Below are 20541 nucleotides of genomic sequence, written 5' to 3' on the forward strand. Positions count from 1 at the left end.
CTGTTACTTCGCCTCAGGCACTGCCACCCACTGACCCAGAACTTTCTGGTAGTTGCCCGTCACCTTGGCCAGGTGCAGCCACTGGTCCACATACAGCTTCCAGGTCATGTCATCGCGGGGTAGCAGGTAGGCCTTCTCGCCGTATTGCATGTACTGCGTCGGGTTGACCGCACAGAGTCCAGGTTTTTGTTTCTGCTGGTACAGGGCTTCCGAGGCATCGGTGATCATCACGTCGGCTTTCTTGTCCAGCAGCTCCTGGAAGATCGTCACGTTGTCGTGCAGCTGCAGCTGCGCCTTGGGCAGGAAGGCGTGGACAAACGCTTCGTTGGTGCCGCCAGCGGGTTCGACCAGGCGTACCGACGATTGGTTGATCTGTTCGATGGTTTGATACTTCGACTGGTCTTCGCAGCGCACCAGGGGAATTTTGCCGTCGACGTCGAGCGGGGTACTGAAGAAGGCTTTCTTCTGCCGTTCCAGGGTGACCGAGATCCCGCCCATGGCGATGTCACATTTGCCGGCGAGCATGTCGGGCATCAGGTTTTTCCAGGTGGTCGGGACCCACTCGACCTTGACGCCGAGGCTGTCGGCCAGTGTGCGGGCCATGGCGATATCGATACCGGAGTACTCGCCGTTCTCCGCTTTGGCGGTGTAGGGCTTGTAGTCGCCGGTGGTGCAAACGCGCAGTTGGCCTTGTTGCATGACGCTGTCCAGATGCGAGGGTGCTGCCTGAACGCCGCAGGAAAAAGCGAGCAGGCCGCCGAGCATCAAGGTGCTTTTTATGTGGTTCATGGGTCTCGGGCTTCTGTGATGGAATTTTTTGGGTCACGGGGAAAACAAACGCTGAACACCGTGCCGTTTTCTGCACTGGAACTGACCGAAACATCGCCGCCATGGGCCTGGGCGATTTCCCTGACGATAAACAATCCCAGCCCTACGCTGCGCAGTTCGCTGTCACTCTCGGTGCCGCGGGTCATGGGCTCGAAGAGCACGTCGATCAACGATTGCGTGATCGCTGGCCCTGCGTTGTGCACGGACACCGACGCCACGTCATCGTCAATTCGCGAGATGATTGTGATGGGCTGTTTCAGGTCGCCATAGGCCACACTGTTGGCGACGAGGTTGCCAATGATTTGCTGAACACGGTCGGCATCCAGATGGGCGCTGCCATTGCCCAAGGTGTTGTGGATCAGGCTGGCCTTTGGAAATGCGACGCGCAGTTCGTCAGTGCTTTGGTCAGTAACAGTGTGCAGGTCGATGGGCGATGGCGAGATGCCCAGGCCCTGACCGACGCGGGCGAGCGCGAAGTCGAGCAGGTCGGCGATCATGCGTTGGGCGCGCTCGGACGATTGGCTGATGTGGCCGAGCAGTTGGGTTTCCTTGGCTGTGCGCTGGCCTCGGGCGAGGATGTCCGAGGCCATCTTGATGGCGGTCAGCGGGTTTTTCAGGTCATGGCTGACAATGGCGACCATTTGCTCAGCGAACAAGGCGCGGCGCTGGGCTTTTTCGTAGGCCAGGTTGAGTTCGGCCTGCGCGTGCTGGAGTGCGTTTTCGGCGACGGTTTTTTCGTGCAGCAGCGCTTCGGCGAGTTTGCGGGCGTTGAGTAGCTCGCGTTCGTACTTGTCACGGTCGGTGGTGCCGAATAGCGCCAGTTCATAAAACGCGCCGTTGGCGTGCTCGCGCCGTACGCCGTTAAGCAGCATGGTCAGGGCATGGCGGTCGTGATGGATTAGGTCGAGCTTCACCTCGGCGACCGAGCCCTGCATTTGCATCAGCGGCGCCCAATGGGTCTGATGAAAAATACGCCCGCCCATGGTTAGCAAGTCCTGGAAGCGTCGGCCGCAGAGCTCGTTCTGGCTGTAACCGAGCCAGTGGCTGAAGGTCAGGTTGACCCGCAGGATCGTGCCGTCCTCTTTCGTCACCACCAAGGCGCATGGCGCGTTTTCGAACAGGGTGTGCGAATCGGGTAAGGGTGGTTGGTCAGTCGACATGGGCGTTTTCCCAAGGCGACAGGAAATCGTTCATGGCCTCGGCGCAGGCTTGCGGGGCGCTCATGTGTGGGCAATGTCCGACATTGCTGACCAGGCACAGCGTGCTGTCGGGCAAGACGTCATGCAGGTATTCACCCACGGCCACCGGGGCAATGATGTCGTCGCTCGATTGCACAATCAGTGTTGGCGTGGGCAGCCCGGCGACGTCCTGGCGATTGTCGGACATGAACGTCACTCGGGCAAATTGTCTGGCGATCTCGGGTTCGGTGCGACAGAAGCTGTTGGTGAGCGCTTCACCCAGGGCCGGCTGCCCTGGTGCCCCCATGATGACCGGGGCCATGTTGCTGGACCAGCCGAGGTAGTTGCTGTCGAGGGTATCGAGCAATGAGTGGATGTCCTCGAGCTTGAATCCGCCGACGTAGTCGTCGCGATCGATGTAGCAAGGTGAAGGGCCGATCATCACGTGGGCAGCGATTCGACCCGGCGACTGGCGATCGGCCAAGGCACCGATCATGGCACTGACGGAGTGGCCAACCACGATCGCCGGGCCACTGGCGAACTGATCGATGATCTCTCCCAGGTCTCGGGCATAGCCGGACAGTGAGCTGTATTTTTGCCTGTCGTAGGCGCCCAGATCTGACTGGCCGGCACCGACCAGGTCATACAGTACGATCTTGAAGCGTGCGATGAAGTGCGGGAGCAGATAGCCCCACATGGTCTGGTCACAACCAAAACCGTGGGAAAAAATCAGTGTCGCCGGACCGTCGCCCATCACGTTGATGTTGTTGCGATGTTGAAGGTCCATGCAGAGGTTCCCGATGGCGAGTGAGTATTGATGCCTCCGGGAGTGTAGATAGTCAGGCTCATGCGGTCACGCGTTGTACCGACCGTCAGCCTCGACGACACGTTCAACAGGCTGACGGCGGAAACCGATGCCCCCACTTCAAGATGCACCTTCGTCAAAGGTGTGGCCATTGGCGGGCTCGGTTTTGCCAGGTGGATGGCTGATTATTGGCGAGAGGTGGTCTTGTCCGATGACGCAACGGTGTCGCCGCCGCAATTGATGTACGAAGACGATTTCAACCAGCGTTGGTCCGGGTAATAGGAGAACAACAACTGGCCGTCTTTCATCGAGTCGATCAGCTGGTGTGCAATCGCCGGTCTCACCGCCGGGCAACCCAGGCTTCTGCCGATCCGCCCATTGGCGCGGGCCAGCACGGGGCTGACATAAGGGGCGCCGTGAATGACGATGGCCCGGTCAAAAGCGTTATCGTTGAAGCCGGGCTCCAGGCCTTCCATGCGCAGCGAATAACCGTTCTGGCCGCGATAACTCTGCTGCGTGCGGAACAATCCGAGGCTGGTGGCGTGGCTTTCGTTCTGGTTGGAGAACAGGGTGGCCATGTTTTCGCCACTGTTGCGACCATGGGCGACCAGTTCGTGAAACAGCAACTTGCGTCGTTTAAGATCGAACACCCACAGGCGTTGTTCGGTCGAAGGCAGGGAGTAGTCGATCACTGCCAGTCGTTGGGCCGCAGGCTTGCCTTGGGCACGACTGCATTGGGAGGCACGGACGGCGAGGGCAATGACTTTGGCATTGGCGTCTGGTGCGGCTTTGACCAGCGCGTTTTCAAGCGAATCGGCGTAGGCTGACGTTACTGAAAGGCTCGTCAGTAAAATGGCAAATAAAAGGCCAGAGCGGATTAGCGCCATATTCGGGTCTCATCGTGATAATTTCGAGTCTAGCAGCGAGCAGGAAGCAAGCCGTTTGAAACGGGAGATTAAGGATTATCCATGGTGCAATTAACAAGGTTATTCGTCATAAGCCGCATGTTTTTTATGGGCTTTCTGATCAGCGGTGCAGCGATCGCGCAAACTTCGCCGATTGAGCCGGTATCTCCGGCAAGCAACGAAATTGATGCCGCAGCGCCGGATGATGCAATCGGCCAAGCGATCCAGGCAACGCTGGAACCGCTGCGCTCGGCGTTTCCACCAGTGCTCACGGCCCGACGCCATCAGCGTGTGGATGTCGATCGGGTGGTCATGGACTTTTACATGCATCGCCACTATCGCGCGGCGTGGACGGACGACCGCGATGTGACGCAGTTGCTCAAAAGCCTCAACGACACCCAGATCGATGGTCTGAATCCGGCGGATTTCAGCATCACGGAGTTGGCGCAGGCCCATGAGGCGCTGGTGGCGGCGATGCCTTCGACGACCCAGCGGGCAATGTTCGACCTGGCGGCGACCCGCAGTTTCATTACCGCGTTGCTTCAGTTGCGCAGGGGTAAAGTTGATCCGTCGCGGCTGGACATTCACTGGAACTTTGACCCGGCCGGTGTCGATCCCCGCGAGGACATGAACAATCTGTTCGCCGCCCTCGATGCCCATGACGTGGCACGTGCATTCGCCCAGGCGCCTCCGCAAGAGATCATCTACCGCGACCTGCGTGAAGGGCTGGCGAAGTTGCGTCAGGTTCGCAGTGCCGGTGGCTGGCCAAAAGTCACTGAGGGCCAATCGCTCAAGCCCGGTATGGACGGGGTGGCGGTCGGACAACTGCGTGCGCGCCTGGTGGCGGGTGGATATCTGGCGCCTGGCGCGTCGAAAAAAGCCCTCTACGACGACAAAGTCATCGCAGCGGTGAAACAGTACCAGACCGAGCAATACCTGGGCGCTGATGGTGTGGCGGGGGCGGCGACGCTGGCGGCGTTGAACGTCCCCGTCGAGGCGCGGATCGATCAGGTGCGAGTCAATATGGAGCGTGCGCGCTGGCTGTTGTACAAGCTTCAGGGCACGTTCGTCATTGTCGATATTGCCGGGTACAAGGTGGCGATGTATCGCGATGGGCTGCCGATCTGGCGCTCGCGGGTGCAGGTTGGTAAACCGGTACGCAGCACGCCGGTGTTCCAGGCCGAGATCACCTACATCACGTTCAACCCGACCTGGACCGTCCCCCCGACGATCCTCAAGCAGGATGTGATTCCGAAGATTCAAAACGACCCGGGCTATCTGGCTGCCAACCGCATTCGTGTGCTGGATCGCCAAGGCAATGTGCTCAGTCCGTCGAGCGTCGACTGGAGCAATCCGCGGGGCATCAGCCTGCGCCAGGACGCCGGGCCTGACAGCTCGCTGGGTCAGGTGGTGATTCGCTTCCCCAACGACTATGCGATTTATCTGCATGACACCCCCCATCGCGAATTGTTTGCCAAAACCGTTCGGGCCACCAGTTCGGGCTGTATCCGGGTGGAAAATCCGTTGCAACTGGTCGAGTTGTTGTTCAACGACCCGGTACGCTGGAACCGCGCAGGTATTGAGAAGCAATTGGCCAATGGCAGAACCGAGAACATCCGGCTACCGGTAAAAGTGCCGGTACTGCTGGCTTACTGGACCGTAGACCTGAGCAACGAGGGGCGGGTGACCTTCAAGCCGGATATCTACGATTACGACGCCCGGGTCCTGAAGGGGCTGAATGTGCCGACCAGATTGCCGGCGCTGGATCTGCGCAACGCGCAGACTCCGCTGGTGGTGACGGGAGAAAACAAGCCATAGCACAAACCTGGGTGCGGCCACCCAGGGTGCCCTGACCATCGCCGAACAGTCGATAACATTGCGGCGGCAGCCACACCGGCTCGCCCAATGGCTGCGTGACGGTCAGCCTCGGCTGCTATTCGTTTGTGCCGACGGGCCGAGACAACATCGACGTGTTCATCCAGCGAGCGGATGCGGCGCTGTATCAAGCCAAGCATTCGGGGCGAAACCGAACGGCCACATTGTCCATGGATGTCGCTGCCGAGGCGCTGATGCGCTCGGATCGTTAAGGCGCATTTTTCGCGCTGTTTCATTGTCTTTACACCTGAAGGGCCAGTCGTCCGTCTGTCATTTTCTCGTGAATTGATCGTCTAGAGTTCCGTTAGCGCCGCCGACCCAGGCTGCACTCCCCAACGCACGGACGATCGCCAACATGTTGATCCCTCAAACATTGACAGCCGTTGCTCTAACCGTCGCCGTTTTCGCTGTTTTTCCGCTCGCCAGCCACGCTCAATCGAAACTCACAGCTGAAGAAGCTCATGCCATCGGCGTGGATGCCTACGTGTATTTCTATCCGTTGTTGACCATGGACATCATCCGCAAACAATTCACCAATATCGAGCCGGGCAAGGAGTTCGGCAAAGGTCCGATGAACATGTTTGTGAGCGTGCCGCAGTATCCACCTGCGGATTTCAAGGGTGTGGTGCGCTCCAATTTCGACACCCTGTATTCGATCGCCTGGCTCGACTTGACCAAGGAACCGTTGGTGATCGCGGCGCCGGACACGGATGGACGTTTCTATCTGCTGCCAATGCTCGACATGTGGAGTGAAGTGTTCGCTTCGCCCGGCTGGCGCACCACCGGAACCGAAATGGGGCAGTTTCTGGTGACGCCGCCGGGCTGGACCGGCAAGGTGCCCGACGCAATGGATCATTTGCCGGCGCCGACGCCGTTTGTCTGGGTCATCGGTCGCACCAAGACGGACGGCGCGGCCGATTACGCGGCAGTGCACAAGATCCAGGCCGGCTACACCGTGACGCCGTTATCCCGAGTGGGTAAGGAGCCTGAAGCGGTCAGTGTGAAAGTCGACCCGGCAGTGGACATGAAAACGCCGCCGAAGATACAGGTCGATACGATGTCAGCGGCCAACTACTTCGCCTATGCGGCCGAACTGCTGAAAGTGAACCCTCCCCACAGTACCGATCAACCGATGCTCGCGCAGATCAAGCGTATCGGCATCGAGGCGGGAAAACCGTTCGACATGGAGGCCCTGGACCCACAAATCAAAGCGGCGTTGCAGACCGTGCCCCAGGATGCGCAGGCACTGATGACCTGGAAAGTCCCGACCCTGGCCCGCGTCGTCAATGGCTGGTCGATGAACACCGACACCATGGGCGTTTACGGAAACTACTACCTCAAACGCGCCATCGTGGCGCAGGTCGGGCTAGGTGCCAATCTTCCCGAGGATGCGATTTATCCGTTGAATATCGGGGACAGCAACGGCAAGCCACTCAACGGTGCGAACAAATACATACTGCATTTCAACAAAGGCGAGACGCCGCCGGTGAATGCCTTCTGGTCAATCACCTTGTATGACCCTGAAGGGTTTCAGGTCGCCAACTCGCTCGACCGTTTTGCGCTCAGCAGTTGGATGCCGTTCAAGACCAACGCCGATGGTTCGCTGGATATCTATTTCCAGAACGAAAGCCCCGGCAAGGATCTTGAGGCCAACTGGTTGCCCGCGCCCAAAGGGCCGTTCAATCTGACCATGCGCTTGTACGGTCCGAAGCCTGAAGCGTTGAATGGAAAATGGGACCCTGCACCGGTCAAGCAATTGTGAAACGTGGGTAAGAAGGCAGCCGATGTTCATCCTTCATCGGTTGCCTTCACGCGTTCAGCTACCTGTCCCGCCACCCGCTCCACCCGTCCCTCCACCTGCTCCGCCAGTCCCGCCACCGGCGCCAGAACCGGACCCGGACCCGCTGGAGCCAGTGTTACTGCCGGAACTGCCGCTGGATGAGCCGGTCGCACCGCCGTCTGCTCCGCTGCCACCGGAAGGGGATGCGGGGGTGTTATCCGGCGGCATGGCCGAGCCTTTGATCGAGCCTGATTGCGCGCCGGTCGCGTCAGCGCCATCGCCGGACGCCGCAAAGGTCGTCACGGACGCGGCAGACAACAAACCGGCCAGAATCAGGGAAGTCACTCTGATGTTCATCATGGTCCGTCTCCCGGAATGAGTCGTTACCTGATGTTGGTCTGAAGGGCGGGGTGGTTGGTGCCCGCCGGATGACGAGTGGTGTCTTCTGCGTAAAGCCTGCACGCGAACCGGACGAGACACCAAACGCAACCACCGAAAGGGGCTAGTGTCAGACATTGGGCATCTCGTGCTCAGGAGAGTCCGCTCATGAAGAAGTTGCGAATCGCGACATTCAACGTCAACGGCATACGCGCCCGGCTGCCAAACCTGTTGGCGTGGCTCGAGCGCGAGAAACCCGACATTGCCTGCTTGCAGGAGCTGAAATCGGTCGACAGTGCCTTCCCGGTCGCTGAACTGGAAGCGGCCGGTTATGGCGCGATCTGGCACGGTCAAGCGTCGTGGAACGGGGTGGCGATTCTGGCGCGCGAGGTGCAACCGCTGGAAAGCCGGCGTGGACTGCCGGGCGACGAGGGCGACAGTCACAGCCGTTATCTGGAAGCGGCGGTTCACGGCGTGTTAGTGGGCTGCCTGTATTTGCCCAATGGCAATCCGCAGCCGGGGCCGAAGTTCGATTACAAGCTGGCCTGGTTCGAGCGCTTGATCCGCTATGCCGAGTCTCTCCAGGGGCGCGAGCACCCGGTTGTGTTGGCCGGCGACTACAACGTCGTACCCACCGACCTGGACATCTACAATCCGCGCTCCTGGCTCAAGGACGCATTGCTGCAACCGCAGAGTCGCGAGTGCTATCAGCGTCTGCTGGACCAGGGCTGGACCGACTCGTTACGCCACTTGTATCCAAACGATCGGCTCTACACGTTCTGGGATTATTTTCGTCAGCACTGGCAGAAAAATTCCGGTTTGCGTATTGATCACCTGCTGCTCAATCCTGCCTTGAGTCCTTATCTGCAGGAGGCCGGTGTTGATGCGTGGGTACGCAACGAACCTCACGCCAGTGACCATGCGCCGACCTGGATCCAGTTGAATTCGCGTAAGCGGCGTTGATTTTTCCGTGCGGGGTGATTGGCTAAATCAATTGTCGGTGACACCGCTTCATCCCTTATACATAGCGGCCAATGACGGAGCGATCCGTCGCTTGCGTGCATAAGGATTGAACGATGAGCGAACCACATTTGACCCACCTTGGGCTATACCTGCAACGCCTGGGCTTCGATGCGCCCCCGGCACCGACCCTGGAAAACTTGCGACTGCTACAGCTGCGCCACACCGGCGCGTTCCCGTTTGAAAACCTCACTACGTTGTCCGGCGAGCCAGTACTCATCGACCTGCCGTCGATCGAGCAGAAAGTCCTGCACGAGGGTCGGGGCGGCTACTGCTACGAACTCAATAATCTGTTCCTGGCCTTGCTCCAGGAACTGGGCTACGACGCGCGGGCCATCAGCGGCCGGGTAGTGATGGGGCAGCCGGAGGGTGCGTGGACGGCGCGGACTCATCGCTTGAGCCTGGTCATTATCGATGACGTGCGATACATCTCTGACGTCGGCTTCGGCGGCATGGTGCCGACCGCGCCACTGCTGCTGGACTCTCGAATCGGGCAGTTCACGCCTCACGAACCCTATCGCATCGATCAGCATGTCGACGGCTACACCCTGCGCGCCAATGTCGCTGGCGAATGGCGCCCGATGTACATATTCGATCTGCAACGCCAGGAAGACATCGATTTCACTGTCGGCAACTGGTACGTCTCGACCCACCCCGAATCTTCATTCGCCCGGCAACTGATGGTGGCGCGCACCGGGGAGGGTTGGCGACGCACACTCAACAACGGCAGCTTTGCCATTCACCGGGTCGGCGAGGACAGCGAGCGACGGCAGCTGAGTGATGTGCAGGAGTTGATTGAGCTGCTGCAGGCCGAGTTCGCCATTCGTGTGCCGGAGCATGGGCAGTTGCGGCAAACGCTTGAACGATTGATCGCGGCGCCGAAACAGGCTTAGCCCCATGAGCTAAAAATCGGGCTGGTCTGGTTGATCGGCCCGTTTTCGTTTCAAGGCCGAGCGTTTTGGCTCCATCATGGGTTGAATTTCTCGTAGCGCTTGCGACAGTTTTTGCTGGAGGCTTTTCAGCTCGTCGCCAGGAGTCCAAAGACTGGTAAGCCGAGCGCGCCGAGCGTTTGGGGATGTATTTCAAGGTTTTAGGCGGTGCTTCGCTGGAGGATGGTCAGGAGAAATGGACAGGTATCCATTTTGTGACCGGTAAGTTGTATACAACTCTATAGACATTTGTCCTGTGTCTTGCATACAGTGTGCGCATAACAAAAACCAGGGAACCCCCTAACATGAAAACGCCCCATGTTTCACACCAACGGCCCGAGGACGAAAACCTAGGGATCGGCGCGAATATGGCTTACGGCCTGCAACATGTTCTGACCATGTACGGTGGCATCGTCGCGGTGCCTTTGATCATTGGTCAGGCTGCCGGGCTGTCGCCGGCGGACATCGGTTTGTTGATTGCTGCTTCATTGTTTGCGGGGGGGCTGGCCACGCTGCTGCAAACCCTCGGTCTACCGTTTTTTGGTTGTCAGTTGCCGCTGGTGCAGGGCGTGTCTTTCTCGGGTGTCGCCACCATGGTGGCGATTGTCAGCAGTGGCGGGGAGGGTGGTTTCCAGTCGATTCTCGGGGCAGTGATAGCCGCGTCATTGATTGGTTTGCTGATCACACCGGTGTTCTCGCGAATCACCAAGTTCTTTCCACCGCTGGTCACGGGCATCGTGATCACCACCATTGGCCTGACGTTGATGCCGGTGGCCGCACGCTGGGCCATGGGCGGCAACAGCCATTCCCCAGAGTTCGGCAGCATGGCCAATATCGGCCTGGCCGCAATGACGCTGGTGTTGGTGCTCTTGCTGAGCAAGATCGGCAGCGCGACCATCTCACGTCTCTCGATCCTGCTCGCAATGGTCATCGGCACGGTCGTCGCGGTGTTCCTGGGCATGGCCGATTTCTCATCCGTCAGCGAAGGTCCGATGTTCGGCTTCCCGACCCCGTTCCATTTCGGCATGCCGACGTTCCACTTCGCGGCCATCCTGTCGATGTGCATCGTGGTCATGGTGACGCTGGTGGAAACCTCGGCGGATATCCTGGCGGTCGGTGAAATCATCGACACCAAGGTTGACTCCAAGCGCCTGGGCAACGGTCTGCGTGCCGACATGCTGTCCAGCATGATTGCGCCGATCTTTGGCTCCTTCACCCAAAGCGCCTTTGCCCAGAACGTCGGGCTGGTGGCGGTCACCGGGATCAAGAGTCGCTACGTGGTTGCCACCGGCGGTCTGTTCCTTGTGCTCCTGGGCCTGCTGCCCTTCATGGGGCGGGTCATCGCAGCGGTGCCGACTTCGGTGCTGGGTGGTGCCGGCATTGTGTTGTTCGGCACGGTGGCGGCCAGTGGCATCCGTACGCTGTCCAAGGTCGACTACCGCAACAACGTCAACCTGATCATCGTCGCTACTTCGATCGGCTTCGGCATGATCCCGATCGCGGCACCGAACTTCTATGATCACTTCCCGAGCTGGTTCGCCACGATTTTCCATTCCGGTATCAGTTCCTCGGCGATCATGGCGATCGTTCTAAACCTGACCTTCAACCACCTCACGGCGGGTAACTCCGAGGGGCAGTCGGTGTTTGCGGCGGGTACCGAGCGGGTATTGCGCTATCAGGATCTGGCGGCGTTGCGCGAAGGGGACTACTTCAGCGACGGAAAACTGCATGACTGCGATGGCAAGGAGATTCCAGTGGTTGAGGTAGACCACGGGCATGGCGAGCCGCGCGCGGTGCATGCGAAAAACAGTGAACATGTCTGACGTTTCAAACGCATGAAAAAAGGCCGATCTGTCGAGTGACAGATCGGCCTTTTGCATTCATGTGGTCTCTATTGCTCGCTTTGCGCCCAGCGCCCCATCAGCGTATTGGATGGCAGTTGTTCATCCAGCAGCTTTCTCGCCGTTTCCACCCCCGCCACCGGCAGTCCTTCAGGGTTCAACAAGCCAATTTGCACCAACACGCTGGCCTGATCCCAGTAGATATGTTCGTGGTACAGCTTGTCCCCGCGGAACTTGATCACGCCCAGCATCGGAATCTCGACGTATTTTCCGGTCGGTGCCACGTTGGGCAGCATCCAGTCGATTTCGGTGCTGTGTGTAAAGCACATGATGAATTCGTCGACGATCTGAAGGGCGCCGATGGTGCGGGAGATCGGGATGAGCTTCATGTCCGGCGGGTTGCCGTGGACAAAATGGTGTTGGTAGAAGCGGCTGAGTTGTTTGGCGCCGACGCCGCCGGTCATGGTGGGAATATGGTTGACGTAGGGCTCGGCGACCATGGTTGCCATGGTGGCAGGTACGTCGCGGGTGTCGAACTCGTGGCGGATGTGGTCTTCCCACAGGGCTGACAGGTTGAAGTGGGGACCGATCTCACGCTTGAGGGCGGCGATACTGCGTTCATGGGCCATCAGCGAGGCCGGTTTGTCGTAGTGTGAACTCCCGGCCCGGGCGAAGGCGTGGTCGACGCCCGGGTACACGTAGATTTCGGCCTTGTCGTTGCCGGCCAGGTGTTGGCTGATTTGGGCGCGGGCACTGGCGTCGCAGTAGCCATCGTTTTCGGCAAAATGCAGGACCAGGCGGCCCTTGAGGTTTTCCGATTCGTGCAGCAGGTGTTCGATGCCCATGCCGTAGTAGCCGACGGCGCAGGCCACGTTGGTGCGCGTGGCGGTCAGCCAGGCCAGCTTGCCGCCCATGCAGAAGCCGACATAACCCAGACCCGCGCCTTCAACTTCAGGCAGTGCACGCAGGGCGTTGAAACTGGCGTCGATGTCAGTGACGGCCTTGTCCACATCCAGGCGCTGGAACAGGTCGATGGCCCGCGCAAAATCGGCTTCGGTGTAGCCCAGGTCAATGCCCGGTTGCAGGCGCCAGAACAGGTCGGGCACCAGCGCCACATAGCCTTCCTCGGCATAGAAGTCGGCGACTGCGCGCATGTTCGCGTTGACCCCGAAAATCTCCTGCCCAATCACCACGCCGGGGCCTTTGCCGCTGGCCGGCAGGGCCAGGTAGCCGCTGAACGTGGCGTTGCTGTCCGTTGCCCGGATCTCGATCATCTTGCCCATGTCATCTACCTCATTCGGTTATCAGATTTATTGGCTGTCACGGTGTTGTTGGAACCACACGCGCGGCGACACGCCGCGGTCTGGTCCGAGAATCGAAAAGCCGCCGTCCACGGGCACGTCGACACCGGTCATCCAGCCCGCACCGGCACTGCACAAAAACGCCACCACGCTGCCGACCTCATGGCCCCGGCCGATGCGCCCGAGCGGATGAAAAGGGGCTGCGACCCGATCGGCCAGTTGCGGATCGTTGTCGCTGAACTCTGCGACGCTGGGCGACCAGGTCCAGGCTGGGGACACGCTCAGCACCCGGATTTGCTCCGGGGCCAGGGTCATCGCCAGGTTTTTCGTCAGTTGCAGGATGCCGGCCTTGGAAGCTGGATAGAGCGCCCGCCCGGCCGCACCGAACTTGCCGCCGGTACTGCCGATGTTGATCACCACGCCGCCGCTGGGCAGGTGCACGGCGGCCTTCTGGGTGAAGATAGCCGCCGACACGAGATTGACGTTGAGTGTTTTCAGCCATTGCGCGCGATCCGAAGCCAGCCCCTGATCGGCGTAGAGGCAAGCGTTGTTGACCAGAATGTCGAGCCTGCCGAAGCGGGCGAGGGTGGCCGTGATACAGGCGTCGATGTCTTCGTCGCGCTCCACGTCGCAGGCGGAAAACCCGCAATCCAATGATTGCGCCAAGGCCTGACCACTGTCGGCGTTGCGCCCCACCAGCATCACCCGAGCACCCTCAGACAACAGCTGCCGAGCGATGTCCAGACCCAGCCCCTGGGTACTGCCGGTCACAATCGCCACTTTGCCTTCGAGCATCATGACAAGTCCTCCAGAGCTTCGTTGACGTGACTGATACGGGCGATCAGCGCCATGCTCGCCAGCGAGGCCGCGTGTGCGCCGCCGTCCGCGCTGGCGCAGGCATCCGCTGCGACCGTCACTTCGAAACCGCAATCCACCGCATGGCGCACGGTGCTTTCCACCACCGAGTGGGTTGCTACGCCGGCGATCAACAGGTGCGAGGGATTGAACCGGCGCACCACGGTTTCCAGCGGTGAGCCATAAAACGCATTGATCCGGTTATGGGTGACGACGAACTCCTGACGGCTGTTCAGTGGAGCCAGAGCGCTGAGGAACTCCGCGCCCCAACTGCCTTCCCGGACCGCGCCAAGGGTGGCGACCGTGCGCAGGATCGGCGCGTTCTGGATCAGATCGGCGTAGTCCGGTCGGAACGCCACGCGTACGTGGACGATCGGCCAGCTCTTGGCCCGTGCCCCTGCGAGTAATCTGCCGGCAGCGTCGAGCACTGCATCACGCACGCTGTCATCGTCCCCCAGCCCGACCCGAATCTTGCCCTCGGGGTGCAACACATCGTTCTGATAATGAAGTGCGATCACCACCGGCACGTTCATCACACGAATACCTCAAGGTTGGCAAACACGTCGTTGCAGTTGATGAGGTCCACGCGCTTGAGCTGGATCTGCCAGCCACCCGCATCCTGAGCGGCCAATTTATAGGTGTAGCGACCGGCGAGTTGGCGTTGTTCCAGACGCCATTCGCTGTACTGGAAGCTGGCGCTAACCACCAGCAAGCCTTGGGCGTCGAGACCTTCGACCATCACGTTGCCGACCAGGTGCGCGGTTTGGGTCTGCGGTTGCTGGGACCAGTTGCGGGCATTTTCCACCCGCCGGATCCGCACTTCGCGCAGCATGCGGTTTTCCCAGAACAGAGAGATATGGTCGAACGGGTTGGCTTGCTCGTGCTTGTGTGGCACCCAGTACATGCCGGTGTCGGTGAACAGCTTGTCCCACTCCCAGAAGCGCCGCTCATCCAGAAGGCGCGCCTCTTGATAAAGAAACTGTTCGATCTGGCGCAAGGTCTCGGCAGGGACCTGGGCAGGGGTCAATTGGCGGGTGTCGACGTCGATTCGGCGGTCAAGCAGCATGGGTGCTCTCCTTGGCGATCAGGATGGCGGTCATGTACTGTTTCCAGGCGGCGAACTGGTTGCGCATAGGCAGTTCGCTGGTGCCGTTGGTGGACACTGCACCGTCTTCCAGCACTGTGTCGGTGCCGGCGTAGCGGTGCATGCTGATCCACTCGCCACCCCGAGTCATGTTGCCTTCCTGGCAGCGAGCATAGACTTCGACGTCGTCGGGCATCACGTTGGAGGAGGGCGAATTGATGACGTTGGCGTAAGTCAGCGCGCGGTCGAACACGGCATCCGGAGCACCCTTGCAGCGGAAGGTCTGGATCTCGACCAGGGTCTGATCCACGGCGATGGGGCGGATCACCCGGAACTGCATGAACACGGTGTGCGGCGAACCGCTGCCGTAGATCACCGTGTTGTGGCGGTTCATGCCCAGGATTTCCTTGGCGCGCTGTTCACCGTAGGCCTGGCTCAGGCATTCGAAGTGAGCGCGAGCGACCTCGTCGCGTTCGGCGGCGCCCGGGTCGAAGATCGCTTCCATATAACCGTGGCCGTTGTGGTAGGCGCGCAGTTCGAGCTTTTCCCAGAAATCGTAAGGCTCGCCATTGCCGTCCATAATCAGCAGCTCGAAGGGCATCTCACCGATGGCTTCGGCTTCGCCACGCGCAGCATCTACCGATGATTCGTGAGTTACGCGGGCGTGCATGGTGTCGTGCAGGTTCTCGTAGAACACTTTCCAGTTCGAGCGCTGCTGGACGCGGAAGATGCCACCAGCCACTTCGACCTCACCGACCGGTGAGCGCTCGCACAGGTTGTCGATGGAGGTGATGACGCCGCCCAGGAATGATTTAAGGTCCGGTCCGAACGCTGCCTGACTGGCAAACACGAAGCCGCGATAGGCCTCGACGCGGGCCACGCTGACCATGGAGAAATCCGGGTGTTTGGGGTCGTAGCAGGTGCCTTCGAAACCGCTCTTGAGCGGTGCCGACAGATGCTGGCCATCAAGCTTGAATGTCCAGGCGTGGTACGGGCAGCGGAAGAACTTGCCAACACTGCCGTCACCGTCGGCCACCAGTTTTGCGCCCTTGTGCGGGCAGCGGTTGTACAGCACGCTGACCTGCTGGTTGGCACCGCGCACCATGATCACATCCTGATCGCCGATGCGCGTGGTGTGATAGTCGCCGGGGTTCTTGACCTGGCTTTCATGGCCGACGTAGATCCAGGCGTTGCCGTAGATGCGCTCCATCTCCAGCTTGAACAGGGTCGGGTCGGTGTAGACGCTCTTATGCACGCTGTCCTCGCGGATCAAGGCAGCGATTTGCTCGTTTGTCGGTATCACGGGATGTCCTCGGCTTGTCACAGATCGAGCACCAGCAGCGCGCTGCTGGCACGGGAGACGCAGGTACAGAAACTGCCGCTGGCGCGATCGCGCTCCGACAGGCAGATGTCGCGGTGATCGGGCTGACCGTCGATGACCTGGGCGACGCACACCCCGCAGTCACCCCGTCGGCAGTCGAACATCGGGTCCAGGCCGGCCTGGAGCATGGCGTCGAGCACACTTTGCCCGGCGGCCACTTGCAGGTTCACGCCGCTTTCGCGCAGGTGCACCTCAAAGCCTTGATCGCCGGCCACTTCCAGGGCACCGCTGAACAGTTCGTAATGCAGGTGATCTTCTGCCCAACCCTGTTCGCGAGCGCAGGCCAGCACGCTGTTGAGCATGGCGCTCGGGCCGCAGATGTAGAGGTGCAGGCCGGGTCTCGGCGCGGCCAGAATCGTGGCGGCAGGGAAGCGCTTTTGCGGGTCGCCGCCGCTGATCCAGCAATGGCTGTCCAGGCAGGCGCGGACCTCTGGCAGATAGGCCATCTGTGCTTCATCGCGACCGGCGTAGTGCAGGGTGAACGGCTTGCCGGCTGCTTGCAGCGACCGGGCCATGCCAAGCATGGGCGTGATACCGATGCCTCCAGCGATCAGCAGGGCATGCTCGGTGTTTTCACACAGTGGAAAGTGGTTGCGTGGCGCATCGGCCAGCAGTTCATCGCCGACCTTGAGTGAGTGCACCCAACGCGATCCACCGCTACTCGCTTCTTCAAGCTGGACGGCGATCTCGTAGTGTTTACTGTCGGTCAGGTTGACCAGCGAATAGGCCCGGCGTTGGGCGCGACTGCCCGGTACATGCAGCTCCAGATGGGCTCCGGCAGTGAAGTCCGGTAGCGGCTGGGCATCGTTGGACACCAGCAGCACGCGGCGGATTGCGGGGGTCAGAGGATCGATCTGTTGGACCCTGAGCGAGAGGCTGGACATACGCAATTCCTGTCTGAATTCGTAGTCACTGTATGAAGCTTGAGGGGGTCAAAAAAGCCGCAAACGGCAAACCGGTATCCACTTCTGGCGAGACTGATCTACTTCCTGAAAACACCGCGCGCAATCTGGATACGGCACCCCATTCACTGTAGGCGCGAGATTGCTCACGATGGTTGTCAACGATGACGCGGGGAACCTGATTCCCCGTGGTGTTCTCTGGTTCATCGCGAGCAAGTTCGCTCCTACAGGGAATCGGGGGGCAGGTGTTTCAACAGTGCCCGCAAGTGTTCACCATCAGCCCTGGCCAGATCTTCCAGCACCGCAAAGTGATGACACCCGGCAAGCTCGACAAGGCTCACGGCCTGCCCGGCCTCAAGGCAGGCACTGGCGTACTCGCGCGAGTGCCGAATCAACTCCGGCAACTCATCCCCGCCCACGGTCACCAGCAACGGTGCGCCTTCGCCGATCAGCCGTTGCGGGCTATAGCGATGGATCTCGTCTTCGCTCAGTTGCAGCTTGTCGTTGAGCCAGCAGCGGCTGATGGGTTCAAGCTCCATCAGGCCGCTGATCGGCATGGCCAGGGTCACCAGCGGATGCTGGCGATAGAGCGCGCTCAATTGCCCGCCTGCCGAATGCCCGCACAGCACCACCTGTTGTCCGATGCTCAAGGCTTCGCGCTGTGCCAACAGGTAGTCCAATGCTTTGCCGATCTGGCCGACGATGGTGCTCATGCTCGCCTCGGGCGCCAGGGTGTACTCCAGCAGACCGACATTGAAACCCGCTTCGATCAGGCCCTCGGCGATAAAGGCGTAGGCGTCCTTGTCCGAGGCCTGCCAGTACCCGCCATGAATGAACAGCAGCGTCGGCGCCCCGGCATCCGCCTGGGCATACCAGTCGAAACGCTCGCGCATGGCATTGCCATACGGCACCTCACGCTGCCAGGCGTGGCTCGCATAAGTCTCGGCGCTGCGCTGGCGAAAACGCTGCATGATCTGCGGGAAATTGCCCACGGCGGCGACGTTGTTGTAAGCCTGATCAAGGTCCATGGCTGCTCATATTCCCAGGTAGCGTTGCGACAGTTCGGGTTGAGCGGCCAGTTCCAGTGGTGTGCCATCCCAGACCTGTCGTCCCTTCTCGATGATGTGATGACGGTCGACCACCCGCGCCATTTCCTTGAGATTCTTGTCGATCACCAGAATCGTCTCACCCTCGGCCTTGAGAGTGGCCAGGCAACTCCAGATCTGCTCGCGAATGATCGGCGCCAGGCCTTCAGTGGCTTCGTCCAGAATCAGCAGGCTGGGGTTGGTCAGCAGCGCGCGACCGACCACCAGCATCTGTTGCTCGCCGCCCGACAGCGTGCGTGACAGCTGGTCCTGACGCTCCAGCAAGCGCGGGAACAGTTCATAGACCCGTGCCAGGTCCCACTTGCCCCGCGTGGCGGTGGCGAGCAGATTTTCCCGCACGCTCAAAGTGCCGAAGGCGCGGCGGCCTTCTGGCACCAGCCCCAGGCCAGCCTTGGCGATGCGATAGGGCGCTGCACCGCGCATTTCCGTGCCGTTGATGCGGATGCTGCCGGCACTGGGCTTGAGCAATCCCATGATCGATTTGACCGTGGTGGTCTTGCCCATGCCGTTGCGCCCGATCAGCGACACCACCTGGCCCTGCTCGATGCTCAGGTGCATGTCGAACAACACCTGGCTCAAGCCATAACCCGCTTTCAAGCCTTGAACTTCAAGCATGTTCTTCTCCCAGGTAAGCGGCCCGCACTTGCGGGTCGTTGCGCACTTGTTCGACGCTGCCGGTCAGCACCGTCTGGCCGTACACCAGCACCGTGATGCGGTCGGCGAGGGCGAATACCGCGTCCATGTCGTGTTCAACCAGCAAGATCGCGTAGCGACCCTTGAGGCTGTGCAACAGCTCGGTCATGCGCGCGGATTCGTCAGCCCCCATTCCGGCCATCGGCTCATCGAGCAATAACACCGAAGCTTCCTGAGCCAGTGCCAGGGCGATCTCCAGTTGCCGCCGTTCGCCATGGGAAAGCTCGTGGACGGAGTCTTGGGCGCGAGCGTCCAGGCCTACCTGTTGCAAGTACCCCAGTGCCGGATCCAGCAGGCGGGTGTCGCGGCCAAGCGCACGCCACATGCCGAACGCCTTGCCCTCGCGGGCGGCGATAGCCAGGGCGACGTTCTCCAGCAGGGTGAACTCGCTATACAGCTGGCTGACCTGGAAAGCCCGCGCCAGACCCAGACGCGGGCGCTGCCAGGCCGGTACGCGGGTGATGTCCTGGCCGTTGAGGTGGATCTGGCCGCGGTCGGGGAAAACCTCCCCGGCGATCTGCGCGATCAGTGTGGATTTACCGGCGCCATTCGGGCCGATGATGGCGTGCAACTCGCCCTTGGCCAGTTCAAGACTGGCGCCGTTGGTGGCTTTCACTGCACCAAAGGTCTTGTGCAGATCACGAATCGACAGTTGTGCACTCATGGGCGTGCCTCCACGACGGCGTCCGGTTGGACGGACATCACCTTCGGTTTGCGCAGCAACAGGCTCAGCAGTAATCCGTATACGCCTTTCTTGCCGAACAGCACCACCAGCAACAGCAGGGGGCTGAAGATCAGCATCCAGTGCTCCGTCCACTGGCTCAGCACCTGTTCGAGGCCCAGGTAGGTGGCCGCGCCCAGCAGTGGACCGAGCAGGGTGCCGACGCCGCCGAGGATTACCATCGCCATCAGCTCGCCGGACTTCTGCCAGGCGCCCATGTCGGGGCTGACGAAAAGTGCGTAGTTGGCCCACAGAATCCCCGCCAGGCCACCGCCGGTGCCGGCGATCACAAACGCCGTCAAGCGATAGCGCAAGGGCGAGAGCCCCAGACTGACGCTGCGCCGCTCGCTCTGCTTGAGTCCGCGCAGGACAAATCCGAAACGTGAATTGACCAGTCGTCGGCACAGCAGCATCCAGCCGGCCAACAAGATCACGCAGAGGTAGTAGAAGTGGTTGGCATCACCCAGATCCAGCGTGCCGAGGGTATTGCGCTCGTTGAGCAGAATGCCGTCGTCGCCGCCGTACAGCGACAGTGAGCCAAGCACGAAGTAGAGCATCTGACCGAACGCCAGTGTGATCATGATGAACTGCACGCCGCTGGTACGCAGTGACAGATAACCCACCAATAGCGAGAACAGCGCGCAGACCAGCAGGGCCAGTGGCCACACCACCATCGCGCTGTTGCTGCCCTCCCAGCCCCACAGCGGCATGCCTTGGGACGTGTGAAAGGCAATGATGCCAACGATGTAGCCGCCCAGGCTGAAGAACGCGGCATGGCCGAAGCTGACCATGGCGCCGTAGCCGATCAGCAGGTCAAGGCTGATGGCCGCCATGCCGTAGATCGCAAGGCGCGTGAAGAAGCTGACCAGATAGGGTTCGTGTAGCCAATGGGCCAGCAACGGCATGCAGGCGAAGGTCGCCAGGCACGCAAGGTCAATGATAAGGCGTGGTGACATGGC

At 60.5% G+C, this 20541-nt stretch carries 20 protein-coding genes and 1 pseudogene; 6 read left to right on the forward strand and 15 right to left on the reverse strand.

From position 1 onward, the window contains the following. Positions 1 to 3: 3 nt before the first annotated feature. The 4 genes from AD668_RS09970 to AD668_RS09985 all read right to left on the reverse strand — a co-directional run bounded on the left by AD668_RS09970 (position 4) and on the right by AD668_RS09985 (position 3698). Complete coding sequence (locus AD668_RS09970) at positions 4 to 789, reverse strand: transporter substrate-binding domain-containing protein (RefSeq protein WP_053157758.1); 786 nt, start codon at positions 787 to 789, stop codon at positions 4 to 6. Then, positions 786 to 1988 carry a PAS domain-containing sensor histidine kinase gene (locus AD668_RS09975; protein WP_053157761.1) on the reverse strand — a complete coding sequence of 401 codons (1203 nt, stop codon included), beginning with the start codon at positions 1986 to 1988 and terminating at the stop codon, positions 786 to 788. The genes AD668_RS09970 and AD668_RS09975 overlap by 4 nt, the downstream gene beginning before the upstream one ends. Then, a complete protein-coding gene (locus AD668_RS09980) occupies positions 1978 to 2793 on the reverse strand; it encodes an alpha/beta fold hydrolase (protein WP_053157765.1) in 816 nt (271 codons plus the stop codon). The genes AD668_RS09975 and AD668_RS09980 overlap by 11 nt, the downstream gene beginning before the upstream one ends. 203 nt (positions 2794 to 2996) lie before the next feature. Continuing rightward, the gene (locus AD668_RS09985; protein WP_053157768.1) at positions 2997 to 3698 is read right to left on the reverse strand and encodes a murein L,D-transpeptidase catalytic domain family protein; all 702 of its coding nucleotides are present in this window, start codon (positions 3696 to 3698) and stop codon (positions 2997 to 2999) included. A gap of 81 nt (positions 3699 to 3779) precedes the next feature. On the opposite strand from AD668_RS09985, the gene AD668_RS09990 reads away from it, so the two are divergent. The 3 genes and pseudogenes from AD668_RS09990 to AD668_RS09995 all read left to right on the forward strand — a co-directional run bounded on the left by AD668_RS09990 (position 3780) and on the right by AD668_RS09995 (position 7353). Continuing rightward, a complete protein-coding gene (locus AD668_RS09990; protein WP_053157771.1) occupies positions 3780 to 5534 on the forward strand; it encodes a murein L,D-transpeptidase in 1755 nt (584 codons plus the stop codon). Positions 5535 to 5602: 68 nt separating this feature from the next. Continuing rightward, positions 5603 to 5803: pseudogene (locus AD668_RS28690) on the forward strand (diguanylate cyclase domain-containing protein); the annotation flags it as partial. Positions 5804 to 5946: 143 nt separating this feature from the next. After that, on the forward strand, positions 5947 to 7353 hold the full coding sequence (locus tag AD668_RS09995) for a DUF1254 domain-containing protein (RefSeq protein WP_053157774.1): 1407 nt from the start codon (positions 5947 to 5949) through the stop codon (positions 7351 to 7353). Between the two features lie 54 nt (positions 7354 to 7407). Here AD668_RS09995 and AD668_RS28695 read toward each other — a convergent pair whose 3' ends face one another. Then, entirely contained in the window at positions 7408 to 7731 is a 324-nt protein-coding gene (locus AD668_RS28695) for a hypothetical protein (protein WP_082344445.1), read from the reverse strand. Between the two features lie 186 nt (positions 7732 to 7917). On the opposite strand from AD668_RS28695, the gene AD668_RS10005 reads away from it, so the two are divergent. The 3 genes from AD668_RS10005 to AD668_RS10015 all read left to right on the forward strand — a co-directional run bounded on the left by AD668_RS10005 (position 7918) and on the right by AD668_RS10015 (position 11521). Beyond that, positions 7918 to 8712 (forward strand): exodeoxyribonuclease III, encoded by a 795-nt coding sequence (locus tag AD668_RS10005; protein ID WP_053157780.1) that lies wholly within the window; start codon positions 7918 to 7920, stop codon positions 8710 to 8712. Between the two features lie 113 nt (positions 8713 to 8825). Next, positions 8826 to 9662, forward strand: a complete 837-nt coding sequence (locus tag AD668_RS10010) for an arylamine N-acetyltransferase (protein ID WP_053157783.1) — start codon at positions 8826 to 8828, stop codon at positions 9660 to 9662. Between the two features lie 341 nt (positions 9663 to 10003). Next, entirely contained in the window at positions 10004 to 11521 is a 1518-nt protein-coding gene (locus AD668_RS10015) for a nucleobase:cation symporter-2 family protein (protein ID WP_053157786.1), read from the forward strand. Positions 11522 to 11589: 68 nt separating this feature from the next. Here the strand turns inward: AD668_RS10015 and AD668_RS10020 are convergent, their stop codons facing one another. From AD668_RS10020 to AD668_RS10065, 10 genes are all read right to left on the reverse strand, one after another. Beyond that, entirely contained in the window at positions 11590 to 12822 is a 1233-nt protein-coding gene (locus tag AD668_RS10020; protein ID WP_053157789.1) for a dienelactone hydrolase family protein, read from the reverse strand. 27 nt (positions 12823 to 12849) lie between these two features. Beyond that, positions 12850 to 13638, reverse strand: a complete 789-nt coding sequence (locus AD668_RS10025; RefSeq protein WP_053157792.1) for an SDR family oxidoreductase — start codon at positions 13636 to 13638, stop codon at positions 12850 to 12852. Further along, a complete protein-coding gene (locus AD668_RS10030) occupies positions 13635 to 14228 on the reverse strand; it encodes a cysteine hydrolase family protein (RefSeq protein ID WP_053157795.1) in 594 nt (197 codons plus the stop codon). The genes AD668_RS10025 and AD668_RS10030 overlap by 4 nt, the downstream gene beginning before the upstream one ends. Further along, the gene (locus AD668_RS10035) at positions 14228 to 14761 is read right to left on the reverse strand and encodes an aromatic-ring-hydroxylating dioxygenase subunit beta (protein ID WP_053157798.1); all 534 of its coding nucleotides are present in this window, start codon (positions 14759 to 14761) and stop codon (positions 14228 to 14230) included. Before AD668_RS10035 ends, AD668_RS10030 begins: the two co-directional genes overlap by 1 nt. Beyond that, positions 14751 to 16082, reverse strand: a complete 1332-nt coding sequence (locus AD668_RS10040) for an aromatic ring-hydroxylating dioxygenase subunit alpha (RefSeq protein ID WP_156322325.1) — start codon at positions 16080 to 16082, stop codon at positions 14751 to 14753. Before AD668_RS10040 ends, AD668_RS10035 begins: the two co-directional genes overlap by 11 nt. Before the next feature lie 17 nt (positions 16083 to 16099). Further along, complete coding sequence (locus AD668_RS10045; RefSeq protein ID WP_053157800.1) at positions 16100 to 17044, reverse strand: PDR/VanB family oxidoreductase; 945 nt, start codon at positions 17042 to 17044, stop codon at positions 16100 to 16102. A gap of 242 nt (positions 17045 to 17286) precedes the next feature. Continuing rightward, entirely contained in the window at positions 17287 to 18090 is an 804-nt protein-coding gene (locus AD668_RS10050; protein WP_053157803.1) for an alpha/beta hydrolase, read from the reverse strand. Positions 18091 to 18096: 6 nt separating this feature from the next. Beyond that, entirely contained in the window at positions 18097 to 18783 is a 687-nt protein-coding gene (locus AD668_RS10055) for an ABC transporter ATP-binding protein (RefSeq protein WP_053157805.1), read from the reverse strand. Then, positions 18776 to 19525 carry an ABC transporter ATP-binding protein gene (locus AD668_RS10060; RefSeq protein ID WP_053157807.1) on the reverse strand — a complete coding sequence of 250 codons (750 nt, stop codon included), beginning with the start codon at positions 19523 to 19525 and terminating at the stop codon, positions 18776 to 18778. Before AD668_RS10060 ends, AD668_RS10055 begins: the two co-directional genes overlap by 8 nt. Then, complete coding sequence (locus tag AD668_RS10065; RefSeq protein ID WP_053157809.1) at positions 19522 to 20538, reverse strand: branched-chain amino acid ABC transporter permease; 1017 nt, start codon at positions 20536 to 20538, stop codon at positions 19522 to 19524. Before AD668_RS10065 ends, AD668_RS10060 begins: the two co-directional genes overlap by 4 nt. Between the last annotated feature and the right edge of the window lie 3 nt (positions 20539 to 20541).

Origin of the sequence: Pseudomonas sp. P1.8 (assembly GCF_001269805.1) — a bacterium.
Classification (GTDB): Bacteria; Pseudomonadota; Gammaproteobacteria; order Pseudomonadales; family Pseudomonadaceae; genus Aquipseudomonas.